The organism is Streptomyces sp. bgisy027, assembly GCF_057710365.1.
Genome location: NZ_JBYIVZ010000044.1, coordinates 59,742 through 80,802, shown reverse-complemented (window position 1 = coordinate 80,802; position 21,061 = coordinate 59,742). Strand labels below are relative to the sequence as shown.

Annotated in this window: 22 protein-coding genes; 8 read left to right on the top strand and 14 right to left on the bottom strand. The window is 70.1% G+C overall.

Translation table 11 applies throughout. The features are described from left to right. Window positions 1-685: PTS transporter subunit EIIC (locus AC3ETA_RS35265; protein ID WP_432196960.1), on the top strand; the 685-nt coding region annotated here is incomplete at its 5' end. A 123-nt stretch (window positions 686-808) separates the two neighbouring features. Further along, window positions 809-2,062 (top strand): PTS transporter subunit EIIC, encoded by a 1,254-nt coding sequence (locus tag AC3ETA_RS35260; RefSeq protein ID WP_432196959.1) that lies wholly within the window; start codon window positions 809-811, stop codon window positions 2,060-2,062. A 100-nt stretch (window positions 2,063-2,162) separates the two neighbouring features. Here AC3ETA_RS35260 and AC3ETA_RS35255 read toward each other — a convergent pair whose 3' ends face one another. Next, complete coding sequence (locus AC3ETA_RS35255) at window positions 2,163-2,915, bottom strand: MBL fold metallo-hydrolase (RefSeq protein WP_393519308.1); 753 nt, start codon at window positions 2,913-2,915, stop codon at window positions 2,163-2,165. A gap of 275 nt (window positions 2,916-3,190) precedes the next feature. Between AC3ETA_RS35255 and AC3ETA_RS35250 the strand changes: the two genes are divergently transcribed. Continuing rightward, on the top strand, window positions 3,191-3,727 hold the full coding sequence (locus AC3ETA_RS35250) for a type II toxin-antitoxin system PemK/MazF family toxin (RefSeq protein ID WP_432196958.1): 537 nt from the start codon (window positions 3,191-3,193) through the stop codon (window positions 3,725-3,727). Window positions 3,728-3,758: 31 nt separating this feature from the next. Here AC3ETA_RS35250 and AC3ETA_RS35245 read toward each other — a convergent pair whose 3' ends face one another. The 7 genes from AC3ETA_RS35245 to clpS form a co-directional block, all read right to left on the bottom strand. After that, window positions 3,759-4,709 carry a PLP-dependent cysteine synthase family protein gene (locus AC3ETA_RS35245; RefSeq protein WP_432196957.1) on the bottom strand — a complete coding sequence of 317 codons (951 nt, stop codon included), beginning with the start codon at window positions 4,707-4,709 and terminating at the stop codon, window positions 3,759-3,761. 5 nt (window positions 4,710-4,714) lie between these two features. After that, entirely contained in the window at window positions 4,715-5,047 is a 333-nt protein-coding gene (locus AC3ETA_RS35240) for a MoaD/ThiS family protein (RefSeq protein WP_432196956.1), read from the bottom strand. A gap of 115 nt (window positions 5,048-5,162) precedes the next feature. Then, window positions 5,163-5,258: a putative leader peptide gene (locus AC3ETA_RS35235; RefSeq protein ID WP_330354505.1), complete on the bottom strand. Its 96-nt coding sequence runs from the start codon at window positions 5,256-5,258 to the stop codon at window positions 5,163-5,165. A gap of 111 nt (window positions 5,259-5,369) precedes the next feature. Next, window positions 5,370-5,792 carry a M67 family metallopeptidase gene (locus tag AC3ETA_RS35230; RefSeq protein ID WP_432196955.1) on the bottom strand — a complete coding sequence of 141 codons (423 nt, stop codon included), beginning with the start codon at window positions 5,790-5,792 and terminating at the stop codon, window positions 5,370-5,372. Window positions 5,793-5,962: 170 nt separating this feature from the next. Beyond that, window positions 5,963-7,411 (bottom strand): amino acid permease, encoded by a 1,449-nt coding sequence (locus tag AC3ETA_RS35225; protein WP_432196954.1) that lies wholly within the window; start codon window positions 7,409-7,411, stop codon window positions 5,963-5,965. A 339-nt stretch (window positions 7,412-7,750) separates the two neighbouring features. After that, a complete protein-coding gene (locus AC3ETA_RS35220) occupies window positions 7,751-8,359 on the bottom strand; it encodes a DUF2017 domain-containing protein (RefSeq protein ID WP_432196953.1) in 609 nt (202 codons plus the stop codon). 38 nt (window positions 8,360-8,397) lie between these two features. Further along, the gene (clpS, locus tag AC3ETA_RS35215) at window positions 8,398-8,715 is read right to left on the bottom strand and encodes an ATP-dependent Clp protease adapter ClpS (protein ID WP_030945914.1); all 318 of its coding nucleotides are present in this window, start codon (window positions 8,713-8,715) and stop codon (window positions 8,398-8,400) included. Between the two features lie 92 nt (window positions 8,716-8,807). On the opposite strand from clpS, the gene AC3ETA_RS35210 reads away from it, so the two are divergent. Then, complete coding sequence (locus AC3ETA_RS35210; RefSeq protein WP_432196952.1) at window positions 8,808-10,217, top strand: nicotinate phosphoribosyltransferase; 1,410 nt, start codon at window positions 8,808-8,810, stop codon at window positions 10,215-10,217. Window positions 10,218-10,356: 139 nt separating this feature from the next. Further along, window positions 10,357-10,947 (top strand): isochorismatase family protein, encoded by a 591-nt coding sequence (locus AC3ETA_RS35205; RefSeq protein WP_432196951.1) that lies wholly within the window; start codon window positions 10,357-10,359, stop codon window positions 10,945-10,947. A gap of 156 nt (window positions 10,948-11,103) precedes the next feature. Here AC3ETA_RS35205 and AC3ETA_RS35200 read toward each other — a convergent pair whose 3' ends face one another. Both AC3ETA_RS35200 and AC3ETA_RS35195 read right to left on the bottom strand, forming a co-directional pair. Then, entirely contained in the window at window positions 11,104-11,448 is a 345-nt protein-coding gene (locus tag AC3ETA_RS35200; protein ID WP_346185698.1) for a hypothetical protein, read from the bottom strand. A gap of 121 nt (window positions 11,449-11,569) precedes the next feature. Beyond that, window positions 11,570-13,915, bottom strand: coding sequence for an immune inhibitor A domain-containing protein (locus AC3ETA_RS35195; RefSeq protein WP_432196950.1), 2,346 nt, complete (start codon window positions 13,913-13,915; stop codon window positions 11,570-11,572). Window positions 13,916-14,309: 394 nt separating this feature from the next. Here AC3ETA_RS35195 and AC3ETA_RS35190 point away from each other — a divergent pair, with 394 nt between their 5' ends. Beyond that, window positions 14,310-14,561, top strand: a complete 252-nt coding sequence (locus AC3ETA_RS35190; RefSeq protein ID WP_432196949.1) for a hypothetical protein — start codon at window positions 14,310-14,312, stop codon at window positions 14,559-14,561. Window positions 14,562-14,567: 6 nt separating this feature from the next. Here the strand turns inward: AC3ETA_RS35190 and AC3ETA_RS35185 are convergent, their stop codons facing one another. Continuing rightward, window positions 14,568-15,227, bottom strand: coding sequence for an RDD family protein (locus AC3ETA_RS35185; protein WP_432196948.1), 660 nt, complete (start codon window positions 15,225-15,227; stop codon window positions 14,568-14,570). A gap of 89 nt (window positions 15,228-15,316) precedes the next feature. Next, window positions 15,317-16,831, bottom strand: a complete 1,515-nt coding sequence (locus AC3ETA_RS35180) for an RDD family protein (RefSeq protein WP_432196947.1) — start codon at window positions 16,829-16,831, stop codon at window positions 15,317-15,319. Between the two features lie 319 nt (window positions 16,832-17,150). Here AC3ETA_RS35180 and AC3ETA_RS35175 point away from each other — a divergent pair, with 319 nt between their 5' ends. After that, window positions 17,151-17,564 carry an SsgA family sporulation/cell division regulator gene (locus tag AC3ETA_RS35175; RefSeq protein ID WP_432196946.1) on the top strand — a complete coding sequence of 138 codons (414 nt, stop codon included), beginning with the start codon at window positions 17,151-17,153 and terminating at the stop codon, window positions 17,562-17,564. An 11-nt stretch (window positions 17,565-17,575) separates the two neighbouring features. Here AC3ETA_RS35175 and AC3ETA_RS35170 read toward each other — a convergent pair whose 3' ends face one another. Continuing rightward, entirely contained in the window at window positions 17,576-19,033 is a 1,458-nt protein-coding gene (locus AC3ETA_RS35170; RefSeq protein ID WP_432196945.1) for an FAD-binding oxidoreductase, read from the bottom strand. A 104-nt stretch (window positions 19,034-19,137) separates the two neighbouring features. Here AC3ETA_RS35170 and AC3ETA_RS35165 point away from each other — a divergent pair, with 104 nt between their 5' ends. Beyond that, the gene (locus AC3ETA_RS35165; protein WP_432196944.1) at window positions 19,138-20,577 is read left to right on the top strand and encodes a tetratricopeptide repeat protein; all 1,440 of its coding nucleotides are present in this window, start codon (window positions 19,138-19,140) and stop codon (window positions 20,575-20,577) included. A 10-nt stretch (window positions 20,578-20,587) separates the two neighbouring features. Here AC3ETA_RS35165 and AC3ETA_RS35160 read toward each other — a convergent pair whose 3' ends face one another. Continuing rightward, a complete protein-coding gene (locus tag AC3ETA_RS35160; RefSeq protein ID WP_432196943.1) occupies window positions 20,588-21,010 on the bottom strand; it encodes a hypothetical protein in 423 nt (140 codons plus the stop codon). Window positions 21,011-21,061 lie beyond the last annotated feature (51 nt).

Here is a 21,061-nt window from a genome sequence, read left to right as displayed (position 1 = left end):
GTGGCCGCCGATCGGTGACGCGCTGGAGAGCTTCAGCGACTGGATGGACGGGCTGGACGCCTGGGGCGCGGGTGTGTTCGGCGTGGCGAACCGGGCGTTGCTGGTCGTGGGGCTGCACCAGTTCCTCAACGTGCCCATCTGGTTCCAGTTCGGCACCTTCACCAAGCCGGACGGCACGGTGGTGCACGGCGACATCAACATGTTCCTGGCGGGCGACCCGGACGCCGGTCAGTTCACCTCGGGCTTCTTCCCGATCATGATGTTCGCGCTGCCGGCGGCCGCCCTGGCCATGACGCACTGCGCGAGGCCGAGCCGCCGCAAGGAGGTCGGCGGTCTGATGACGTCGGTGGCCCTGACGTCCTTCGTCACCGGCATCACGGAACCGATCGAGTACTCGTTCCTGTTCGTGGCCCCGATGCTGTACGTGTTCCACGCGCTGCTGACGGGTGCGTCGATGGCGGTCACCTGGGCCCTGGGCGTCCACGACGGCTTCAGCTTCTCGGCCGGCCTGATCGACTACATCATCAACTGGAACCTGGCGACGAAACCGTGGGCGATGATCCCGATCGGCCTGTGTTTCGCAGCCGCCTACTACGTGATCTTCCGCTTCGCGATCACGAAGTTCGATCTCAAGACGCCGGGCCGGGAACCCGAGGACCAGGTCGAGGACGTGACAAAGGTCTGAAAAAGGGCTTGATAACGGTCCAGAAAACCCTTGGGAATCGCGGGTTCCTTATCTCACCTTCATCGTGCTACAACAGGTCTACACCACTGAGTGGTGTAGACCACCACCCGATGGAGGAAGTCTATGAGCACCGCCACCTCGCCAACGGCGGCCCCCACGAAGAAGTGGGGATCCGGCCTTCTGCAGGGCCTTCAGAAGGTCGGCCGCAGCCTTCAGCTGCCGATCGCCGTGCTCCCGGCCGCAGGTCTCCTGCTGCGCTTCGGCCAGGCCGACGTGTTCGGCAAGGACGGGCTCGGCTGGGACAAGGTCGCGGCCGTGTTCGCCACCGCCGGTGGCGCGATCTTCGACAACCTGCCGATGCTGTTCTGCATCGGTGTGGCGATCGGCTTCGCCAAGAAGGCGGACGGCTCGACCGCGCTCGCCGCGCTCGTCGGTTTCCTGGTCTACAGCAACGTGCTGAAGGCGTTCCCGGTCACCGAGGCGAAGATCCAGGCCGGCGAGGACATAGCCGCGACCTACAACAACCCTGGTGTCCTCGGCGGCATCGTCATGGGCCTGCTGGCCGCCGTGCTGTGGCAGCGCTACCACCGCACCAAGCTGGTGGACTGGCTCGGCTTCTTCAACGGCCGCCGTCTCGTCCCGATCATCATGGCCTTCGTCGGCACCCTCATGGGCGTGTTCTTCGGCCTGGTGTGGGAGCCGATCGGTGAGGTCATCTCCGACTTCGGCGAGTGGATGACCGGCCTCGGCGCCGTCGGCGCGGGTCTGTTCGGTCTGATCAACCGCGCGCTGATCCCGGTCGGCATGCACCAGTTCGTCAACACCGTCTCCTGGTTCCAGCTCGGCGACTTCAAGGACGCCGCCGGTGAGATCGTGCACGGCGACCTGAACCGCTTCTTCGCCGGTGACCCGACCGCCGGTCAGTTCATGTCGGGCTTCTTCCCGATCATGATGTTCGGCCTGCCGGCCGCCGCCATCGCCATCGCGCACTGCGCCCGCCCCGAGCGCCGCAAGGCCGTGATGGGCATGATGATCTCGCTCGCCCTGACCTCCTTCGTCACCGGCGTCACCGAGCCCATCGAGTTCGCGTTCCTGTTCATCGCCCCGGCGCTGTACGTGATCCACGCGGTCCTCACCGCCCTGTCGATGGCGATCACCTGGGCCCTCGGCGTCCACGCGGGCTTCACCTTCTCCGCGGGCTTCATCGACTACGCGCTCAACTGGAACCTGGCGACGAAGCCATGGCTCATCATCCCGATCGGCCTCGTCTTCGCCGCGATCTACTACTCCGTCTTCCGCTTCGCCATCACGAAGTGGAACCTCCCCACCCCGGGCCGCGAGCCCGAGGAGGAACTGGAGGACATCACCAAGGCGTGAGGCTGAGCCGTACGGCATGACGAAGGCCCCGGAACCGGGAAGGTTCCGGGGCCTTCGTCGCGCATACGGGCCTGAACCCCGTACGGGCTGTGTCGCAGGACTAGATCTCGTACGTCCGCCTCGGCACCGCGAGTTCCACCGGACCGTCGTAGACCTCGCGCGCGTCGGCCAGATTGACCTGGGGGTCGGTCCACGGCGGGATGTGGGTGAGGACCAGGCGGCGGGCGCCCGCGCGGGCCGCCGACTGACCTGCCTCACGACCGTTGAGGTGCAGGTCGGGGATGTTCTCCTTGCCGTGCGTGAAGGCGGCCTCGCACAGGAACAGATCAGCGTCGCGGGCGAGTTCGTCCAGGGCGGTGCTGATGCCCGTGTCCCCCGAGTAGGTCAGCGTCTTTCCACCGTGCTCGATGCGGATGCCGTACGCCTCCACCGGGTGGGCCACGCGTTCGGTGTGCACCGTGAAGGGGCCGATCTCGAAGGTGGAGGGCTTGACCGTGTGGAAGTCGAAGACCTCGCTCATGGAGGAGGCGGTGGGGGTGTCGGCGTAGGCGGTGGTCAGGCGCTGCTCGGTGCCCTCGGGTCCGTAGACCGGGATCGGGTCGCAGCGTCCGCCGTCGTGCCGGTAGTAGCGCGCGACGAAGTACGCGCACATGTCGATGCAGTGGTCGGCGTGCAGATGACTGAGGAAGATCGCGTCGAGGTCGTAGAGACCGCAGTGGCGCTGCAGCTCACCAAGGGCACCGTTGCCCATGTCGAGAAGCAGCCGGAAGCCGTCGGCCTCGACGAGGTAGCTCGAGCAGGCCGATTCCGCGGACGGGAACGACCCCGAGCAGCCGACGACGGTGAGCTTCATGAAACAGAAACCTCCGCTGGCGGGAAATCCAGAAGATCGGGAACTGGGGCTTCGGGGGTCGTGCGGTTTGTCGAGCGTAAGGCGCAAAACCTCTGGTCGCTCCTCCGCAAAGGTCTGTTGTGGGCGAACTCACCTGTGGTGTCACGCGTTCGGCTGGATATGGGACGCGCGTAACGGCAGGTGCGTGCGAAGCACTCGCACACTGTCGTGGCGAAGAGCAAAGAAGGCCCGGAAGAAGGCGCGCGCGGGTGGGGGCGCGCCGGTACCTTCTCCTCATGGACACGTCCTGGTGGCTCGCGCTCGCGGCGGTGGTACTGCTCGCCTTGGTCGCCACGCTCGTGGACGGATGGGGGCGCGGCAGCAGGCCCCGGAACGGCAGGACGCGGCCGCCCGGGCGGCCCGCGGGACGGAAGCCGGCGCGTCCGGCGCCCGCCGAGATCTGGTGGGCGAGGGTGCCCTTCGAGGACGGGCCGGAGTCGGAAGGGGCGGCGCGACGGGGGTCCCCCCAGGCTTTCGGCGCTGGGGGAGCCCCGGGCAGGGCGGGGGCGGGAGACGGGCGGGCGAAGGACCGGCCGTGTCTGGTGCTGGCGGTGCACGGGCAGCAGGTGACCGTCGCGAAGATCACCAGCAAGTACCGCGCCGAACGGTACGGAGTGATCCCGCTGCCTCCGGGCACGGTCGGCGACACCCGTGGCAGGGCGAGTTTCCTGGAGACCGGCGAGCTGCGGCACGTACCGGTGTGGGAGTTCCGGCGGCGAGTGGGGGTGATGGACCCGGTCGTGTGGGACCAGGTCCGTCACCTCGCCACGTGAGAACTCCGCCGGGCAGTGCGCGGGGCGCCGCTCAGGCCCAGAGCTGGCCCTGGAGGGTCTCGATCGCTTCCTCGGTCGTGGCCGCCGTGTAGACGCCCGTCGAGAGGTACTTCCAGCCGCCGTCGGCGACGATGAACACGATGTCGGCGCTCTCCCCCGCCTTCAGCGCCTTGTTGCCGACGCCGATCGCCGCGTGCAGGGCGGCGCCGGTGGAGACGCCCGCGAAGATGCCCTCCTGCTGGAGGAGTTCACGGGTGCGGGTGACCGCGTCTGCCGAGCCCACCGAGAAACGGGTGGTCAGGACGGAGGCGTCGTACAGCTCGGGGACGAAGCCCTCGTCGAGGTTGCGCAGGCCGTAGACCAGGTCGTCGTAGCGCGGTTCGGCGGCGACGATCTTCACGTCGGGCTTCTGCTCGCGCAGATAGCGGCCGACGCCCATCAGGGTGCCGGTGGTGCCGAGGCCGGCGACGAAGTGGGTGACGGAGGGGAGGTCGGCGAGGATCTCCGGGCCGGTCGTGGCGTAGTGGGCGCCCGCGTTCTCGGGGTTGCCGTACTGGTAGAGCATCACCCAGTCGGGGTGCTCGGCCGACAGTTCCTTCGCGACCCGTACGGCGGTGTTGGAGCCGCCCGCGGCCGGGGACGAGATGATCTCCGCGCCCCACATGCCGAGCAGGTCCCGGCGTTCCTGCGAGGTGTTCTCCGGCATCACGCAGACCATGCGGTAGCCCTTGAGCTTCGCCGCCATCGCGAGCGAGATGCCGGTGTTGCCGCTGGTCGGCTCCAGGATCGTGCAGCCCGGGGTGAGGCGGCCGTCCTTCTCCGCCTGCTCGATCATGTGCAGGGCGGGGCGGTCCTTGACCGAGCCGGTGGGGTTACGGTCCTCCAGCTTGGCCCAGATGCGGACGTCGTCGGACGGCGACAACCGCGGCAGGCGCACCAGAGGGGTGTTGCCCACCGCGGCGAGCGGGGAGTCGTAGCGCATGCGGATCAGGCCGTTCCCGCCCGCCGCCCGGCCGCCACCCCGGCCGGACGCGGCTTCGCCGCGGCGGAACCTCCTGCCACGGCCGGCAGGATCGTGACGTTGTCGCCGTCGGCGAGCTTGGTGTCGATGCCCTCGAGGAAGCGGACGTCCTCGTCGTTCAGGTAGACGTTGACGAAGCGGCGCAGCTCGCCGTTGTCCACGATGCGGGCCTGGATGCCCGTGTGCCGGGTCTCGAGGTCGGTGAAGAGCTCGGCGAGGGTGTCCCCGGTGCCCTCCACAGCCTTCTGACCGTCGGTGTAGGTGCGGAGGATGGTGGGGATGCGGACCTCGATGGCCATGGCTCAGGGCTCCTGTCGGGAGTAGTCGATCGGGGGCGCGCGGCAGCGCAGGTTCGGCAGGGTGGTGCGGGTGTGCGGCGCCGCGGCTCACGGCCGTACGGCGGCAGGTGTCGCGTCAACAGATGGCGCTGGCGAGCCTGCACAGGTCGACGTGCAGCCGCGCCACGAGCAGCGTGCCCGGCGTCTTCTCGCTCACGTCGTGGAGAACCATGGGGTCATCGTATCGATTCCCGGTCCGGGTCCTGGAATGTGATCCCACATCGCGGACGCTTTCGGGCCGGGGAATGAGACCGCGCTGTTCAGCCCGTCCCGGTACGCCTTCTCAGTACGCCTCGACGACCTTGACCTCCTCCTCCGTCACCTCTGCGTCGACGATGCGGAAGGAGCGGAACTGGTAGTCGCCGAGGCCGTCGGTGTCGGCGGTGGAGACCAGGACGTAGTGCGCGCCGGGCTCGTTGGCGTAGGAGATGTCGGTGCGCGAGGGGTAGGCCTCGGTGGCGGTGTGGGAGTGGTAGATGACCACCGGTTCCTCGTCGCGGTCGTCCATCTCGCGGTAGAGCTTGAGCAGGTCGCCGGAGTCGAACTCGTAGAACGTGGGCGACATGGCCGCGTTCAGCATCGGGATGAAGCGCTCGGGCCGGTCCGAACCGGCCGGGCCCGCGACGACGCCGCACGCCTCGTCGGGGTGGTCCTTGCGGGCGTGGGCGACGATCTGGTCGACGAGGGCCTGCGTGATGGTCAGCATGTTCGTCAGGATAGACAGAGGGCCGCCCCGTACCGAAGAGTGGTACGGGGCGGCCCATATGCCGGACGTCCTGGACGGGCGGTTCGACAGCCCACCCAAAGGGGCGCGGGGAACTGTGCGACCAGCCACGACGGACCCGCAGCCGACCGACCGCCCTTGACGCGGCCTTGTCAGCGAAGCGCCTGGCCCGCCTTCTCCGGCTCCGGCTCCCCGCCGCCATCGCCGAGCTGCGGGTTGCGGCCCTTGAGGACCGCCCAGCCGACGCCCAGGGCGACGGCCCAGCCGGCCGCCACGTACAGGCAGACCCGCGCGTCCTTGTCGTACGCGATCATGAAGGTTACGGCGATGAGGAAGAGGAGCGCGACCCAGCTGAAGAGCGCACCGCCGGGAGCCGGGAAGGACGAGGCGCGCAGCCGGCCCGCGTCGACCGCCGCGCGGTAGCGGATGTGGCTGACGAGGATCATCATCCAGGTCCAGATGCCGGCCGCGGTGGCGACGGAGGTGACGTAGAGGAACGCCTTCTCCGGGACGACGTAGTTCAGGACGACGCCGATGCCCATGAGCGCCACGGAGACCGTGATGCCGACGGCGGGCGTCCTGCGGGAGTTGAGCTTGCCGAACGCCTGCGGCGCCTCGCTGTTGGCGGCCAGGTCGCGCAGCATGCGGCCGGTCGAGTACATGCCCGAGTTGCAGGAGGAAAGGGCCGCGGTGAGCACCACGAAGTTGACGATGCCCGCGGCGAGCGGGATGCCGATCTTGCCGAAGGCGTGGACGAACGGGCTCTCGCCGGCGGAGAACTCGGTCCACTTCACGACGGAGAGGATCACCAGCAGCGCGCCGACGTAGAAGACGATGATGCGCCAGGGCAGCGTGTTGATGGCCTTGGGCAGGGTCTTCTCGGGGTTCTCGGACTCGCCCGCGGTCACGCCGACGAGCTCGACGGCGAGGTAGGCGAACATGACGCCCTGGAGCGTCATCAGGCTGGAGCCGATGCCGTTCGGGAAGAAGCCGTCGTGCGACCAGAGGTTGGCGACGGTGGCGGTGTCACCGGCGTCGGAGAAGCCGAGGGTGAGCACGCCGAGGCCGATGACGATCATGCCGATGATGGCCGTGACCTTGATCATCGAGAACCAGAACTCGACCTCGCCGAAGATCTTGACGGAGATCAGGTTCACACCGAAGAGCACCACGAGGAACACCAGGGCGCTGACCCATTGCGGGATCTCGGGGAACCAGAAGTGGATGTAGATCGCGGCGGCCGTGAGCTCGGCCATGCCGGTGACCACCCACATGAGCCAGTACGTCCAGCCCGTGGCGAAGCCGAAGAAGGGGCCGAGGAATTCGCGGGCGTACTCGGCGAAGGAGCCGGAGACGGGCCGGTAGAGGAGCAGCTCGCCCAGGGCCCGCATGATGAAGAAGATGACGACGCCCGCGAGGGCGTACATGAGGACGATGCTGGGGCCGGCCTTCGCGATGTTCGCTCCGGCACCCATGAAGAGGCCGACGCCGATGGCGCCGCCGATCGCGATCATCTGGACCTGACGGCTGCCGAGACCCCGCTCGTACCCCTCTTCCGGGGTGCCCGTGGCCCTGTCGTCGGTGACCTTCGCAGAGGTCATGTGTGGTGCGCCTTTCTCCATGCCGACCCGGGCCTTCGTCGGCCCCGGATCGGGTCTCGATCCCCCCGGACTGCTGGAGCTGTGCCTGGCCGACGATCCGCCGGCCATGTGGCGCACCCGGCCGAACATACGGGTGGTGTTCGCCGGGCGTCGTGAAGATCTATCACGCGCCCGGCCGCGATCGGCGGCGTTTCATGTGGCGCATCACACGGCAAGAAGCGGACAAAAGACACTGCCGCCCCCATAGCGGGTGGCGGCAGTGATGTGATCGTTATCCGGATTTGAGCGTCCGCTGAGCGAACACAAAATCGTCACACTTCGGTGCAAGAAGGCCGCGAACTACGGCATGAGCGTGGCGACCAGTGTCTCCTGGAGCCCTCCGAGCCACAGGTACGCCATCACCATCGGCTTGCGCGGATCCTCGTCCGGGAGCCGGTAGAGCAGATCGGTGTCGTCCTCGTCGGCGATCTCCAGCCGGGAGCCGATGGCCAGCCGCAGGTCGTTCAGCGCGCCGAGCCACTGCTGGGACTCCTCGACGGAGAGCTTGAGCACCGCGCCGCCCTCACCGGCGGAGGCGGCGCTCAGCGAGTCCAGGGAGCGGACCACCGCGAGCGCGTTGTCCCGCTTGCCGGACCGCAGGTCGTTCTCCGTGTAGCGGCGGAACTCGGCGGAGTACGCCCGCTGCTCCTCGGCCTCCTGGGCCTGCGGGGTGCCCTCGGGGTCGCTGTAGGCGTCCGGGAACAGGCGCTTGAGCACCGGGTCGGCCGGCGGTTCGCTCGGACCCTCGGCGAACAGCTCGGCGAGCGGGTCGTCCGGGGTGTCCTCGGCGGGGCCCGGGCCGATGAGCTCCAGGAGCTGCACGGCCAGCGAGCGGATGATGGAGATCTCGACGTCGTCGAGGGCGACGGCCGCGCCGCCGCCGGGGAGCGGTTCGAAGGTTCCTGGCATGGAGACGATTCGCTACTTCCGGTCCTGCGGGCGTGCGGTCATTTGCGGTCGTGCTGAAGGGTGGCCCACAGGCCGTAGCCGTGCATGGCCTGCACGTCGCGTTCCATCTCCTCGCGGGTGCCGCTGGAGACGACCGCCCGGCCCTTGTGGTGGACGTCGAGCATGAGCTTGGTGGCCTTGTCCTTGGGATAGCCGAAGTACGACTGGAAGACGTAGGTCACGTAGCTCATGAGGTTGACCGGGTCGTTGTGCACGATCGTGACCCAGGGGACGTCCGGCTCGGGTACGGCGAAGGTCTCCTCCGCCGCTTCGGTACGTTCGATCTCTACGGGAGCGGGTGACGTCACAGTGCCCATGCTGCCACCGGAGGGGGGTGGTCGCACAAATCCCCGGCGAACGCCCGGCACAAAATCGTCAGACTGACGAAATGGGGGTACCATCGGTTGCCATGAACACAGCGGACCTTGGGCTGCCAGAAAGTGAAGGGCGCGAAGCGCTTCGTCAGAAGGGCGGTGGTGGGCGACGGGTGGGCGTACCCTCGACGGCGCTCTTCACCGACCAGTACGAGCTCACGATGCTGCAGGCCGCCCTGAAGGCGGGCACCGCCGAGCGGCGGAGCGTGTTCGAGGTCTTCACCCGGCGGCTGCCCGAAGGACGGCGCTACGGCGTCGTGGCAGGCACCGGCCGTGTCCTGGACGCCGTGGAGAACTTCCGCTTCGACGCGGACGTCATCGGCTTCCTTCGCGAGCGGCAGATCGTCGACGAGCAGACCCTCGCCTGGCTCGCGGACTACCGGTTCTCCGGTGACGTCTGGGGCTACCCCGAGGGCGAGGTCTACTTCCCCGGCTCGCCGATCATGCGGGTGGAGGGCACCTTCGCCGAGTGCGTGCTGCTGGAGACCGTGATCCTCTCCATCCTCAACCACGACTCCGCGATCGCCGCGGCGGCCTCCCGCATGTCGTCGGCGGCCGGTGCCCGCCCGCTCATCGAGATGGGCGCCCGCCGCACCCACGAGCTGGCCGCCGTGGCCGCCTCCCGGGCCGCCTACGTCGGCGGCTTCACCTCCACCTCCGACCTGGCCGCCGGCTTCCGCTACGGCATCCCCACGGTCGGCACCAGCGCACACGCCTTCACCCTGCTGCACGACCGCGAGCGGGACGCCTTCCAGGCCCAGGTGAACTCCATGGGCCGTGGCACCACGCTGCTCGTGGACACCTACGACGTCGCCGAGGCGGTCCGTACGGCCGTGGCGGTCGCGGGTCCCGAGCTGGGCGCCGTCCGCATCGACTCGGGCGACCTGCTGCTGGTCGCGCACCGGGTCCGGCAGCAGCTGGACGAGCTGGGCGCGACCGGCACCCGGATCATCGTGACCTCGGACCTGGACGAGTACGCCATCGCCTCGCTGGCGGCGGCGCCGGTGGACGCGTACGGCGTCGGCACCCAGCTGGTGACCGGCTCGGGGCATCCGACCTGCTCGATGGTCTACAAGCTGGTCGCCCGCGCCGAGTCCACCGGGGCCGGGGCGCCGCTGGTGCCGGTCGCGAAGAAGTCGACCGGCGGCAAGACCTCCATCGGCGGCCGCAAGTGGGCCGCGCGGCGCCGGGACGAGCACGGGGTCGCGGAGGCCGAGGTCATCGGCACGGAAGCGGTGCCGGCCGAGCTGGCCGACCGGCAGTTGCTGGTCGAGCTGGTCAAGGGCGGGACCGTGGTGGCGCGCGAGCCCCTGGACGCCGTACGGGACCGGCATGCGGCCGCTCGGGCCGACCTGCCGCTGTCCGCCACGCAGCTCTCGCGCGGGGAACCTGTCATTCCGACGGAGTATGTCAACGGGCGCTCGGGGAGCCCGGCGGGGGCGTGAAGCGAGCGCGCCCGGCGTGCTCACCCCATGCCCCCTCCCGTACCGCACCCGAAGTCTCTAGGCTCGGAAGTTCACCGGCCGGGCCGGCACCGATTTCCAGCGGCCCGACCCAAGGGTCCATAACCGAAGGACACCGACCATGCGCCGCGCCTTGATCGTCGTAGACGTGCAGAACGACTTCTGCGAGGGAGGCAGCCTCGCCGTGGCCGGCGGTGCCGACGTGGCCGCCGCCGTCACCGAGCTGATCGGGCAGGCGGCGGGGTCGGGTTACCAGCACGTCGTGGCCACCCGCGACCACCACATCGCGCCCGGCGGTCACTTCTCCGCCCACCCCGACTTCCGGCACTCCTGGCCGGCGCACTGCGTCGCGGGCACGGAGGGCGTCGGGTTCCACCCGAACTTCGCCCCCGCGGTGGCCTCGGGCGCGATCGACGCCGTCTTCGACAAGGGGGCGTACGCGGCGGCGTACAGCGGGTTCGAGGGGGCCGACGAGAACGGCGTGAAGCTGGCCGACTGGCTGCGAGCCCGGGAGGTCTCGGAGGTGGACGTGGTGGGCATCGCCACGGACCACTGCGTGCGCGCTACCGCTCTAGATGCCGCGAACGAGGGGTTCCGTACGCACGTCCTGCTGGACCTGACCGCGGGGGTCGCCACGGAGACCACGGAGCGGGCGCTGGAGGAGATGCGGGAGGCAGGGGTCGAGCTGTCGGGGAAGCCTGTCGTGGCGTAGTCGCGCCGCGGGGGTGCCGCGATCGGCCGTCTTGCGGCTGCCGCGCCGTCGTGGCCGGTCGCAAGACGGCCGATCCTGCGGCTGCCGCGCCGTCGTGGCCGGTCGCGCAGTTCCCCGCGCCCCTTGGGGTGCTGCGGTCCCCCCGCCCTCGACCCGTTACGGCGTTGCCGCGGGGCGTCTCAGCAGTGCCCTGATCGGGTGCCACAGCTCCTGCATCAGTTCCGGGGCCGTCGCGACACCGTTGTCAGGTGCCGTTCGCCATATCAGGCCGTCGGGGTGGTGCAGGACGGCCGTGATCTCGTCCGGGGTCGGTGGGGCGGCATTGCCGCGCAGGTAGACGGCGCGCATGCCCAGATTGCGGAGCCTGGTCAGGGCTCGGGCGCGGTTCTGGGCGTGGACGAGGACACGGACGCAGCCCGTGCCGTCGGCGGTGGGTCTGGGCAGGTTCAGAGCCACCACCACGCTGCCGGTCGGCAGCTTGCAGAAACCTCCTGCGGCCATGCGGTCACACCCCCGTGCGAGTCGGTGTCAATAAGGCAAGCACAGGGTGCACCTAAACACGATCGGCGGCAACCCGCCAAGGGGTCGCCGCCGATCATGCTCTGACCTGCGAAGATGGTGATTACTTCACCGCAGGGCCGACCTCGAGCTCGATCGTGGAGCCGTTCTTGGCCTCCTTGGTGATCTTGATCTTGGTGTTGGTGTCAGTGATCTTGACACCGGCGGTCGGGGTCTGCGCGTCGTAGTACGTGTTGGTCCGGTCGTTGAAGACCGACACCCCCGCGCTCGACGGGATCTTGGTCGCGACGTCCGCGTTGTGCAGCCACATGCCGTCCGTGCGGAACTTGCTGAACGGCGCGTCGTAGGACTGGATGCGGTTGCGCATCAGCGTGCCGTCGGACCACTTCATCGCCGTCGAGTGGGAGTCGATCGGCAGGACCAGGCCGGTACCGGGGTGCTGGCTGGTGTTGTTGTCCAGCTGGGAGGTGTCCCACTTCCAGATCAACAGGCCGTTCTGGTAGGCGTAGTGCTCCACCCAGTCCGGCAGGCTCTTCGAGAAGCCGAAGTTGTACGGGCCGGTCTTCAGGGTCTTGTCGTACGACACGTACTGACGGTTCTCGGCGATGTAGTACTGCGCGTAGTCGTCCGTGATGGACGCGCCGATGCGCGAGAAGCCCTTCGTCTTCCAAGCGGCGTCGGCGGCCTCGGCGTTGTCGGAGAACACTGCCGAGCCGTCGGCGGTCACGGTGATCTGGTCGGCCGCGAAGCCCTTCTGGGCCACGCCGCCGTCCGTCTGGTAGCGGAAGCGCAGGTCGATCTTCTTGCCGGCGTAGGCGTCCAGCGGGAAGACCAGCTTCTTGTACTCACCCGAAGTGCCGTCCAGAGCGGGCTTGCCGCTGGCGTCCTTGCTGATGGCCGCGCCGTCCGCGGTGCCGTCGACGGCCGTCCAGTTGGCGCCGCCGTCGGTGGACACCTCGGTGTAGAGGTAGTCGTAGCCCGCCTCGATGTCCCACCAGCCGTCCAGCGTCAGCGAGGCGGAGGACTTGCCCGTGAGGTCCACCGAACGGGTCAGCGTGTTGGCGAGGTTGTCGCCGCTGCCGCTCCACCACTGGTTCGCGCCCTGAGCAGGCTCCACGATCTCCGTGGTGACCTTCTTCTTGGGCAGCTCGACCACGAGGGCCTGCTTGTGCTTGGTGTTGTACTCGGCGACGCCCAGCTTGTGCCACGACTTCGTGGCGGCCTTGGCCGTGTCGTACTTCAGCCAGCCCAGCTGCAGCTTGTCCCAGGCGGTCATGTCGCCCGGCAGGTCACCGATCTCGTTCTTGCCGGTGCCCAGCCAGGAACCGGAGGACATCAGGGTCCAGAAGCCGGTGGAGTTCTCGCCGCCGGAGGTGTCGTAGTGGTCCGGCAGACCGAGGTCGTGGCCGTACTCGTGGGCGTAGACGCCGAGCCCGCCGTTCTCCGGCTGGACCGTGTAGTCGCCGACCCAGACGCCGGTGTCGCCGATCTTCGCGCCGCCCAGCTTGTTGCCGGCGGGGCCGGTGGCACCCGCGTCGGTGCCGAACGCGTACCAGCGGTGGGCCCAGATCGCGTCGGTGCCCTGCGCGCCGCCGCCCGCGGACTCGTCCTCACCGGCGTGCACGACCTGGAAGTGGTCGATGTAGCCGTCGGACTCGTTGAAGTCGCCGTCGCCGTCGAAGTCGTAGCGGTCCCACTGGTCGAACTGCTTGACGTCGGCCTTGATCTCGGCGTCGGTCCTACCGGCTGCCTTCTGCTGGGCGACCCAGGCGTTCAGACCGTCGCTGACGACGTTCCAGACGCTGGAGCAGTTGGTCTGGCCGCAGGCGTTGTTGCCGTAACGGGCCTCGTTGTAGGGGACCTTGACCCAGTCGGAGACCTCGCCCTCGACCGAGTAGCGGCCGGAGGACTGCTTCTCGTAGTACTTCTTGACCGACTCGGTCTTCTTGCCGGTGCCGAAGTACAGGTCCTCGAAGTGCTTCCGGTTGTAGTCGGCCTTCCAGGCCGTGGAGTTGTCCTTCTTGCGGTCGGGCTTGGCTATCTGGTTGTGCAGCGGGCCGGCGGTGCCGCCGAACTCGCTGACCTTGTCGCCGAACTCGACCAGGATCGTGAAGATCTTGTCGGTCTTCTCGCGCCCGAGCTCGACGTACTTGCTGTCGCCCTTCTTGCTCTTCAGCTGGACGACCTGCGAGCCGTCGCGCTTCTTCACCTGGGCTTCGCCGGATATGACCTGCTTCAGGGCTTCCTCGCGCTGGGCCTGCTGAGTCTTGCTCATCGGGCCGTCGAGGTTGTGCTCGGCGTGGGTGTTGTCCGCCGGATCGTGCCGCTCTACGGAGGCCGGAGCGCCGTCGTCGGCCTGCGCCACCGCGTAGGTCGAGAAGGTCGCCGCTGCCGTCGCGAGCGCGACGGCGGTCGCCGCCGTTCTGAACGTCCAGGGTCTACTGGTCACTTGAGATCCTCCCCCGCGCCGGGCGCGCGGAAGGAGGGTCCTGGTCATGGAGGATCCGCGCGCGTGATCAACGCGTGTAGTCAAGTGACGACATTTGACTAGAGGTTAAGCAGAAAAAACAGACCTTGACTTGGACAGGTCAATTGCATTATGCGGAGCCACTGTTCGTTTAGCGAACAACGATCTTTTACGAACGGGCGCGCGCTACCGTCCACTTGCTGGACGCCATGACTCCGTGCGCCCCCTGTGCACCGGCACTGTTGGTCAGGTCACGCTTACGGTTTGTTCCTCTCGGGCATGCACGCGGTTAGAGTCGGATGGCGGAACGCCCGGACGTCGGCGTAAAGCCAGGCCGAGACCCCCGTGCACCCCTGATTCCGAGGACACGATGATCATGCCTCGTCCGACTGCCGCACAGCTCTCCTACGGCTCGTGCACCGTGATCTTCTCCACGCTCGCCATGCTGCTGCTGTCACAGACCAGTTCGGGTGTGGGGATCGCGGTCATCGCCGTGGCGGCGCTCATGCTCGGCCTCCTGGTCGCCATGACGGTGCCGATCCCGAAGAGGGCCCGCGTGGTGGCGGTGCGCAAGCCCGCCGGCGCGGAACAGAAGAAGGCGGAGGAGCCCGCGCTCTCGCAGTCCTGACGCATCTCAGCTGCCGGTGCTGACCACCACCGTCTTCGCCGCCTTGTCGTGCAGGCCCTGCTTGTAGGGCCGGTCGAAATAGCTCCAACCGCCGCAGATCGCCGTCCAGATGCAGGCGCAGCAGAACGCGAACGGGATCCACAGGACCGCCGCGCGGATCAGCGAGCTCTGCACGGACGGCGTGGCGCCGTTGTCGAGGTTGGCGACCCGCATCTTGAACAGCCGCTTGCCGAGGGTCTGCCCGTCCCTCACGGTCATGAAAGTGTCGTAGGCGATGTAGAGCACGGCGGCGATCGCGGACTGCCCCAGGGACTTGCCGTACTCCACCTTGTCGGTGTCCACGTCGAGTTCGGTGACACCGAAGCCCCAGGTGAGCAGCCAGACGACGACACCGACCAGGATCATGTCGAGAATGCGGGCGATCGTGCGTTTGACGCTGTCGGCCAGCGGGGGCATCCCGGCGAGGGGGTCGCTGGGGTAACCGCCGCCGTACGGACCACCGCCGTAGGGACCGCCGCCGCCACCCGGTGGAGGCGGGGGCTGGCCGCCGTACGGAGGCTGATCACCGTACGGCGAACCCGAGCCCCCGGGGGGCGGGGGCTGCTTCCTGAACCTGTCGTCTTCCGGGGGCTGCTGCCCGGAACCGGGAGGCGGTTCGCTGCTCATGGCCCCGAGTCGACCGCGAACCCCGCGCTTCCGCATCCGGCGCGGGGCCGTCCGGGTACGTAAATCCCCTGGGGCGTACGCCGTACGGGTCAGCCCGCGACGAACGTATGTGCCGCCTTGTCGTGCCAGCACTGGCGCCACGGCCGGTCGAACACGCACCACAGGACACCGAGGACGCCGATCACGAGCAGGCCGGGGATGCTGAGGACGAGCCAGCGGCGCAGGGCGGCGCCGAACTGCGGGGGCTCGTGGCCCTCGATGTCCCGCACCTCCAGGCCGAGCACCTTCTTGCCCGGCGTGCGGCCCCACTTGGCGGTGGGCAGCGCCTCGTAGACCACGCCGAACAGGAGCAGCACGGCCACGATGACGCCGAGGTACACGGACGTGGTGCCGTCCAGCAGCCAGACGGTGACCGTCTCGCCGGAGAGCTTGGCGGCGTCGATCTTGTCGTTGACGTGGTCGAGGGCCTTGGTGCCGAGCGGTACGGCGGCCACCGCGGTGACGGCGGCCAGCACGACGGTGTCGATCAGCCGGGCGGCGAGCCGCTTGCCGAGGTTCGCGGGGCGGGCGGCGGACTGGCGCAGGGCGGCGGCCTGGAAGGGGTCCAGGACCGGGGGCTTCCAGGGGGCGACGGGCTGGTCCTCGTCGGCAGGGCCCGCGAGCCGGTGGACCTGCTGCGCCCAGGAGGACTGCCCGCCGCCGACGCCCGCCGCCATGGGCGTGCCGGAAGCGGCGGCCGGCTGCTGCGGGGCAACGGACTGACGGGGGACGCCCGGAGCGGCCTGCTGCGGGCCGGAGAGGCCCTGGGGGGCACCGGCGGGCGCCTGGGCGGCGGACCCGGCTCCAGCGGCCCCCTGAGGCTGTGACTGGGCCACCGAGGCGCGGTCCGCGGCGGCCTTCCCGGCGCCGAAGCCGGGGCCCTGCGGGGCACCGGCCGCGCCGGGGCGCTCTGCGTCCGCACGAGCGGCGCCCGGGACGGCGGACGCGCCCGTGCCTCCGGCCTGCGCCCCGGCCGCCCCGCCCTGCTGCCCCGTGCGCGGGGTCACCGCGCGGATCGCCATGGTGCCGTCGGCGGGGGCGGGGCCACCGGGGCCGGGGATGCCGGGAGCGGCCTGCCCCGAAGCGCCCGCGACGGGCCTGCGGATCATGAACGTGTCCCCGGAGGCGACGCCGCCGGAGTCCGCGTCCGGCTCGGCGGACGCGGTCGCCGTGCCGTCCGCCCGGGCCGCCGTGCGCGGGTCCCGCGGATCGGGCTCGGGGTGCCCCCAGGAGACCCGGCGGTCCTGCTCGCCGCCGAAGCCCGACTGATGGGCGGAGTCGGCGCCCCAGGCGGACGCCGGCTCGGGACGGCTGCCGTGCTGGGCACCGCCCGGCGCGGGCTCCTCGTCGAAGAAGTGCGGGCCGGTCTCCTCCACCGAGGGCGGCTGGACCGGCTGCGCACCCGGCGGCGGGGCGAGCGTCTCGCCGTCCGTGGGCGCCGGACGGCTGGTGCCCGGCACCCAGGAGGCACCGTTCCAGTACCGGACATATCCAGGAATGGACGGGTCCGGGTAATACCCGTCGCGGGGCCGGTCGTCACCGGGGGCCGGGGTTGGGGCGCTCATGTCCGTCGTCCGGTATCTGCTCGTGGGTCAAATGAGGGCCTCCACATCTATCAGACCGACGCAACCACCACCCCCGGTCCCGCCGGACCCGCCCCTTTCCGGGCAACCTCGTACACGTACTTCACACGAGCGGAACTCCGGTGCGGTACGCCGATGGCACGACCCCGCGACCGCTGCCCCGCGGGGGCTGTTCGGGCAACGGCGATCTCGCCGAAAAAGTTGGGGGTAGTCGCGTAATGATCCGCGCCCCTGCTCCCTCTCCACTCGTACGGGCCCGTCCCCACGGCTCGCACGCGTCACGAGAGAGGACACGAACGCCATGCATCACACCGTCGTGGAGCGCGAACTGGAGTTGCGGCTCATCCTGTCGCCGGAGCGCAGTGTGCCGGTGCCGGCGCGGCTGGGCTATCACAGCGACGATCCGTACGCCGTGCACGTCACCTTCCACATCAACTCCGAGCGGCCCGTGTACTGGACCTTCTCCCGCGATCTGCTCGTGGAGGGGGTGTTCCGGCCGTGCGGGCACGGGGACGTGCGGGTGTGGCCGACGAAGTCCGAGGGCCGCAGCGTCGTACTGATGGCGCTGAGCTCGCCCGACGGCGACGCCCTGCTGGAGGCACCCGCGGCGCAGGTGTCGGCCTGGCTGGAGCGGACGCTGCGGGCGGTGCCCCCGGGTACGGAAGGCGAGCAGCTGGGCATCGACGACGCGCTCGACCAGCTGCTCGCCCAGTGAGGCGCGGGACGTCAGAAGAGCTTGCCCGGGTTCAGGATGTCCAGGGGGTCGAAGACCTGCTTGATGCCCCGCTGCATCTCGATGCCCACCGGGCCGATCTCCCGCGCCAGCCACTCCTTCTTCAGCACCCCCACGCCGTGCTCGCCCGTGATCGTGCCGCCGAGTTCCAGCCCGAGGGCCATGATCTCGTCGAACGACTCACGGGCGCGCCGGGACTCGTCGGGGTCAGCCGCGTCGAAGCAGACCGTCGGGTGCGTGTTGCCGTCTCCCGCGTGCGCGACGACGCCGATGGTGAGCTGGTGCTTGTCCGCGATGCGCTCCACGCCCTCGATGAGGTCGCCGAGCCGCGAGCGGGGCACGCACACGTCGTCGATCATCGTCACGCCCCGCACCGCCTCCAGCGCGGTCAGGGACAACCGCCGCGCCTGGAGAAGGAGTTCGGACTCGGCCACGTCGTCCGCCGGCACCACCTGCGTGGCCCCGGCCGCCTCGCACAGCGCGCCCACGGCGGCCAGGTCGGACGCCGGGTCCGGAGTGTCGAAGGCGGCCAGGAGAAGGGCCTCGGTGGTCTCCGGCAGCCCCATGTGCGCCAGGTCGTTGACGGCCTTGACCGTCGTACGGTCCATGATCTCCAGCAGTGACGGCACGTGCCCGCCCGCCCGTCTCCCACCACCGCCCTTCTGCGGATGCGCTGCGCGCCCTTCTGTTTTCATGATCCGGCACACCGCGTCGCAGGCGGCGGCCACGGACGCGAACTCGGCGGCCAGCACCAGCTGCTGCGGCGGCTGCGGCCGCAGCGCCAGGACGGCCCGTACGACGATGCCGAGCGAGCCCTCGGAGCCGACGAACAGGCGGGTCATGTCGTACCCCGCGACCCCCTTCGCCGTACGGCGGCCCGTGGTCATCAGGCGGCCGTCGGCCAGGACGACGTCGAGGCCGAGGACGTACTCCGCCGTCACCCCGTACTTCACGCAGCACAGGCCCCCGGAGGCGGTGCCGATGTTGCCGCCGATCGTGCACATCTCCCAGCTGGAGGGGTCCGGCGGGTAGTACAGGCCGTGTTCGCCCACCGCGCGGGAGAGGGCGGCGTTGATGACGCCGGGCTCGACGACGGCGATGCGGTCGACGGGGTTGATCTCCAGGATGCGGTCCATCTTGGTCAGGGACAGCACGATGCAGCCGTCGGAGGCGTTGGCCCCGCCCGACAGGCCCGTGCGGGCGCCCTGCGGGACCACCGGGACGCGCAGCTCGGTGGCGGTGCGCATGACGTGCTGGACCTCTTCGACGGTGCGCGGCAGCACCACCACGGCGGGGGCGCCGGCCGGGCAGAAGCTGGCCATGTCGTTGGCGTAGGAGGCCGTGATGTCGGGGTCGGTGAGGACGGCCTCGGGGGGCAGCCCCGCGAGCAGCCGCTCGGCGAGGTCACCCCGGGTGCGGTCGGGTGCGGCTTCGGTACGGCTCATGATCACAGCGTGACACCCGGGGCCATCGGTGTGAACCCCGCGTACGGCAGCCGACGTAAGGCGGGTGTGGTCGTCGTGTCGACGCACCGCGTTCACGCACAGTGAGCGCCATGGAGAACGACGCCGTGGAGAACGGACAGGGCACGCGGCCGGGGTTCCCGCGCGTCCGGCGGCGGGTGCTGCTCGCCGCGGTGGCGGGGTGTGCCGTGCTCGGCGGGCTGCTGACACTGCTGCCGTGGGGACCGGGCGGGGCCGGGACCTCCGGGCCGGCACCGGGGTCGCGGGCGCTGGCCGCGGTCACGACGGGCGTGGCGGCCGCGCTGCCCGACCTCGCGGCGCTGATCGACGAGCGGGAGCGGCATCTGCGGGCCCACCCGCAGGACGCCGAGGCGTGGGCGGTGCTCGGCGCGGCGTATGTGGAGCAGGGCCGCCGGACCTCGGACCCGGCGAACTACCCGAAGGCGGAACGGGCGTTGCGTACGTCCCTGAAGGCGCGGGCGAAGAACGCCGGGGCGCTGGACGGCATGGCGGCGCTGGCGAACGCGCGGCGGGACTTCCGGGCCGCGCGCAACTGGAGCGAGGCGGCGCTGAAGGCGGACCGGGGGCGGTGGTCGGCGTATCCGCAGCTGATCGACGCGCAGACCGGGCTCGGTGACTACAAGGCGGCCGAGAAGGCGCTGGACCGGCTGGTGGAGCTGCGCAAGGGGCCGGAGGTGCTGGCGTGGGCGGCCGGCGTGTACCGGGACCGGGGCCGGCGGGAGGACGCGGCGGCCGCGCTGTCGGACGCGGCGGCGGGCGCCGAGGCCCCGGCGGAGCGGGCGGCTTATCTGGAGCGGGGCGGGCAGCTCGCCTTCGAACGCGGTGACCTGGACGTGGCCCTGCGGTACTTCGAGGAGGCGGTGCGGCTCGACCCCGACCAGCGGGCCGCGCTCGCCGGGCAGGGGCGGACACTGGCGGCGCTGGGCCGTACGACGGAGGCGCTGAACGCCTACCGGGCGGCCTTCGCCAAGCAGCCGGCTCCGGAGTACGCGCTGGAGCTGGGCGAGCTGTACGAGTCGCTGGGGCTGGGAGCGGCGGCGCGGGTGCAGTACGACTCGCTGCGGGAGCGGGCGGCCGAGGGCGCGGAGGGCGGGGTGGACGAGGAGCTGGTGCTGGGCCGCTTCGAGGCCGACCACGGCGCCCCGGAGTCCGCCGTGCGGCGGCTGCGGGGCGAGTGGCGCCGGCAGCCGGGGATCGCGGTGGCCGACGCGCTGGGCTGGGCGCTGCACCGGGCCGGCGAGGACGAGGAGGCGCTGAGGTTCGCGCGGGTGGCGACCGACCGGCACCGCGGAGGCGGGGTGCGCAGCGCGCTGTACGTGTACCACCTGGGGATGATCGAGCGGGAGCTGGAGATGCCGGGGGCCGCGCGCCGGCATCTCCAGGAGGCGCTGCGGATCAGCCCCCGCTTCTCGCCGACCCGGGTGCCGCTGGCCGAGCAGGCGCTGCGGGAGCTGGGCGAGCCGTCGGTGGAGGACGTGCCGGGCATGGACGCGGAGTCCGAGGAGGAGTGAGCGCCCCCTTTCAGGGGCGGTGCGGCTTGTAGCAGACCGAGAACTCGCGGGCGCCCACCGCTCCGGACGCGAAGCCCCTGCACAGCCACGGCTTCGGTGTCCGCCGCACCGCGAGGCCCTCCGGCTCGCGGAAGGAGAGCGAGTGACCGGCCTCGGTGCGCTCGCGCTGGACCGGTTCGCCGGTGCGGATGTGCAGGCAGGACACATGGGTGTCGCCGCGGTCGGCGGGCGGGTCGCCCCGCAGGTCGAGCCGGTTCAGACACAGGTCGCCGGCCTCGGAGCCGCCCCGCACGAGCTGCCGGACGTGCAGGTGCTTGTGCACCTCGTCGAGGACGGACGACTGAAGTACGGTCGGCTCCTTGGGCGTGTCCTTCTTCCACAGCCGGCGCTCGGACGCCACGGACAGGTCGAAGCGGTCCGCGGTGTCCCCCACCGGTGTCTCCCTCCGGTCGTGCGGATGCCCCCCGTGACACCCGCACGACTG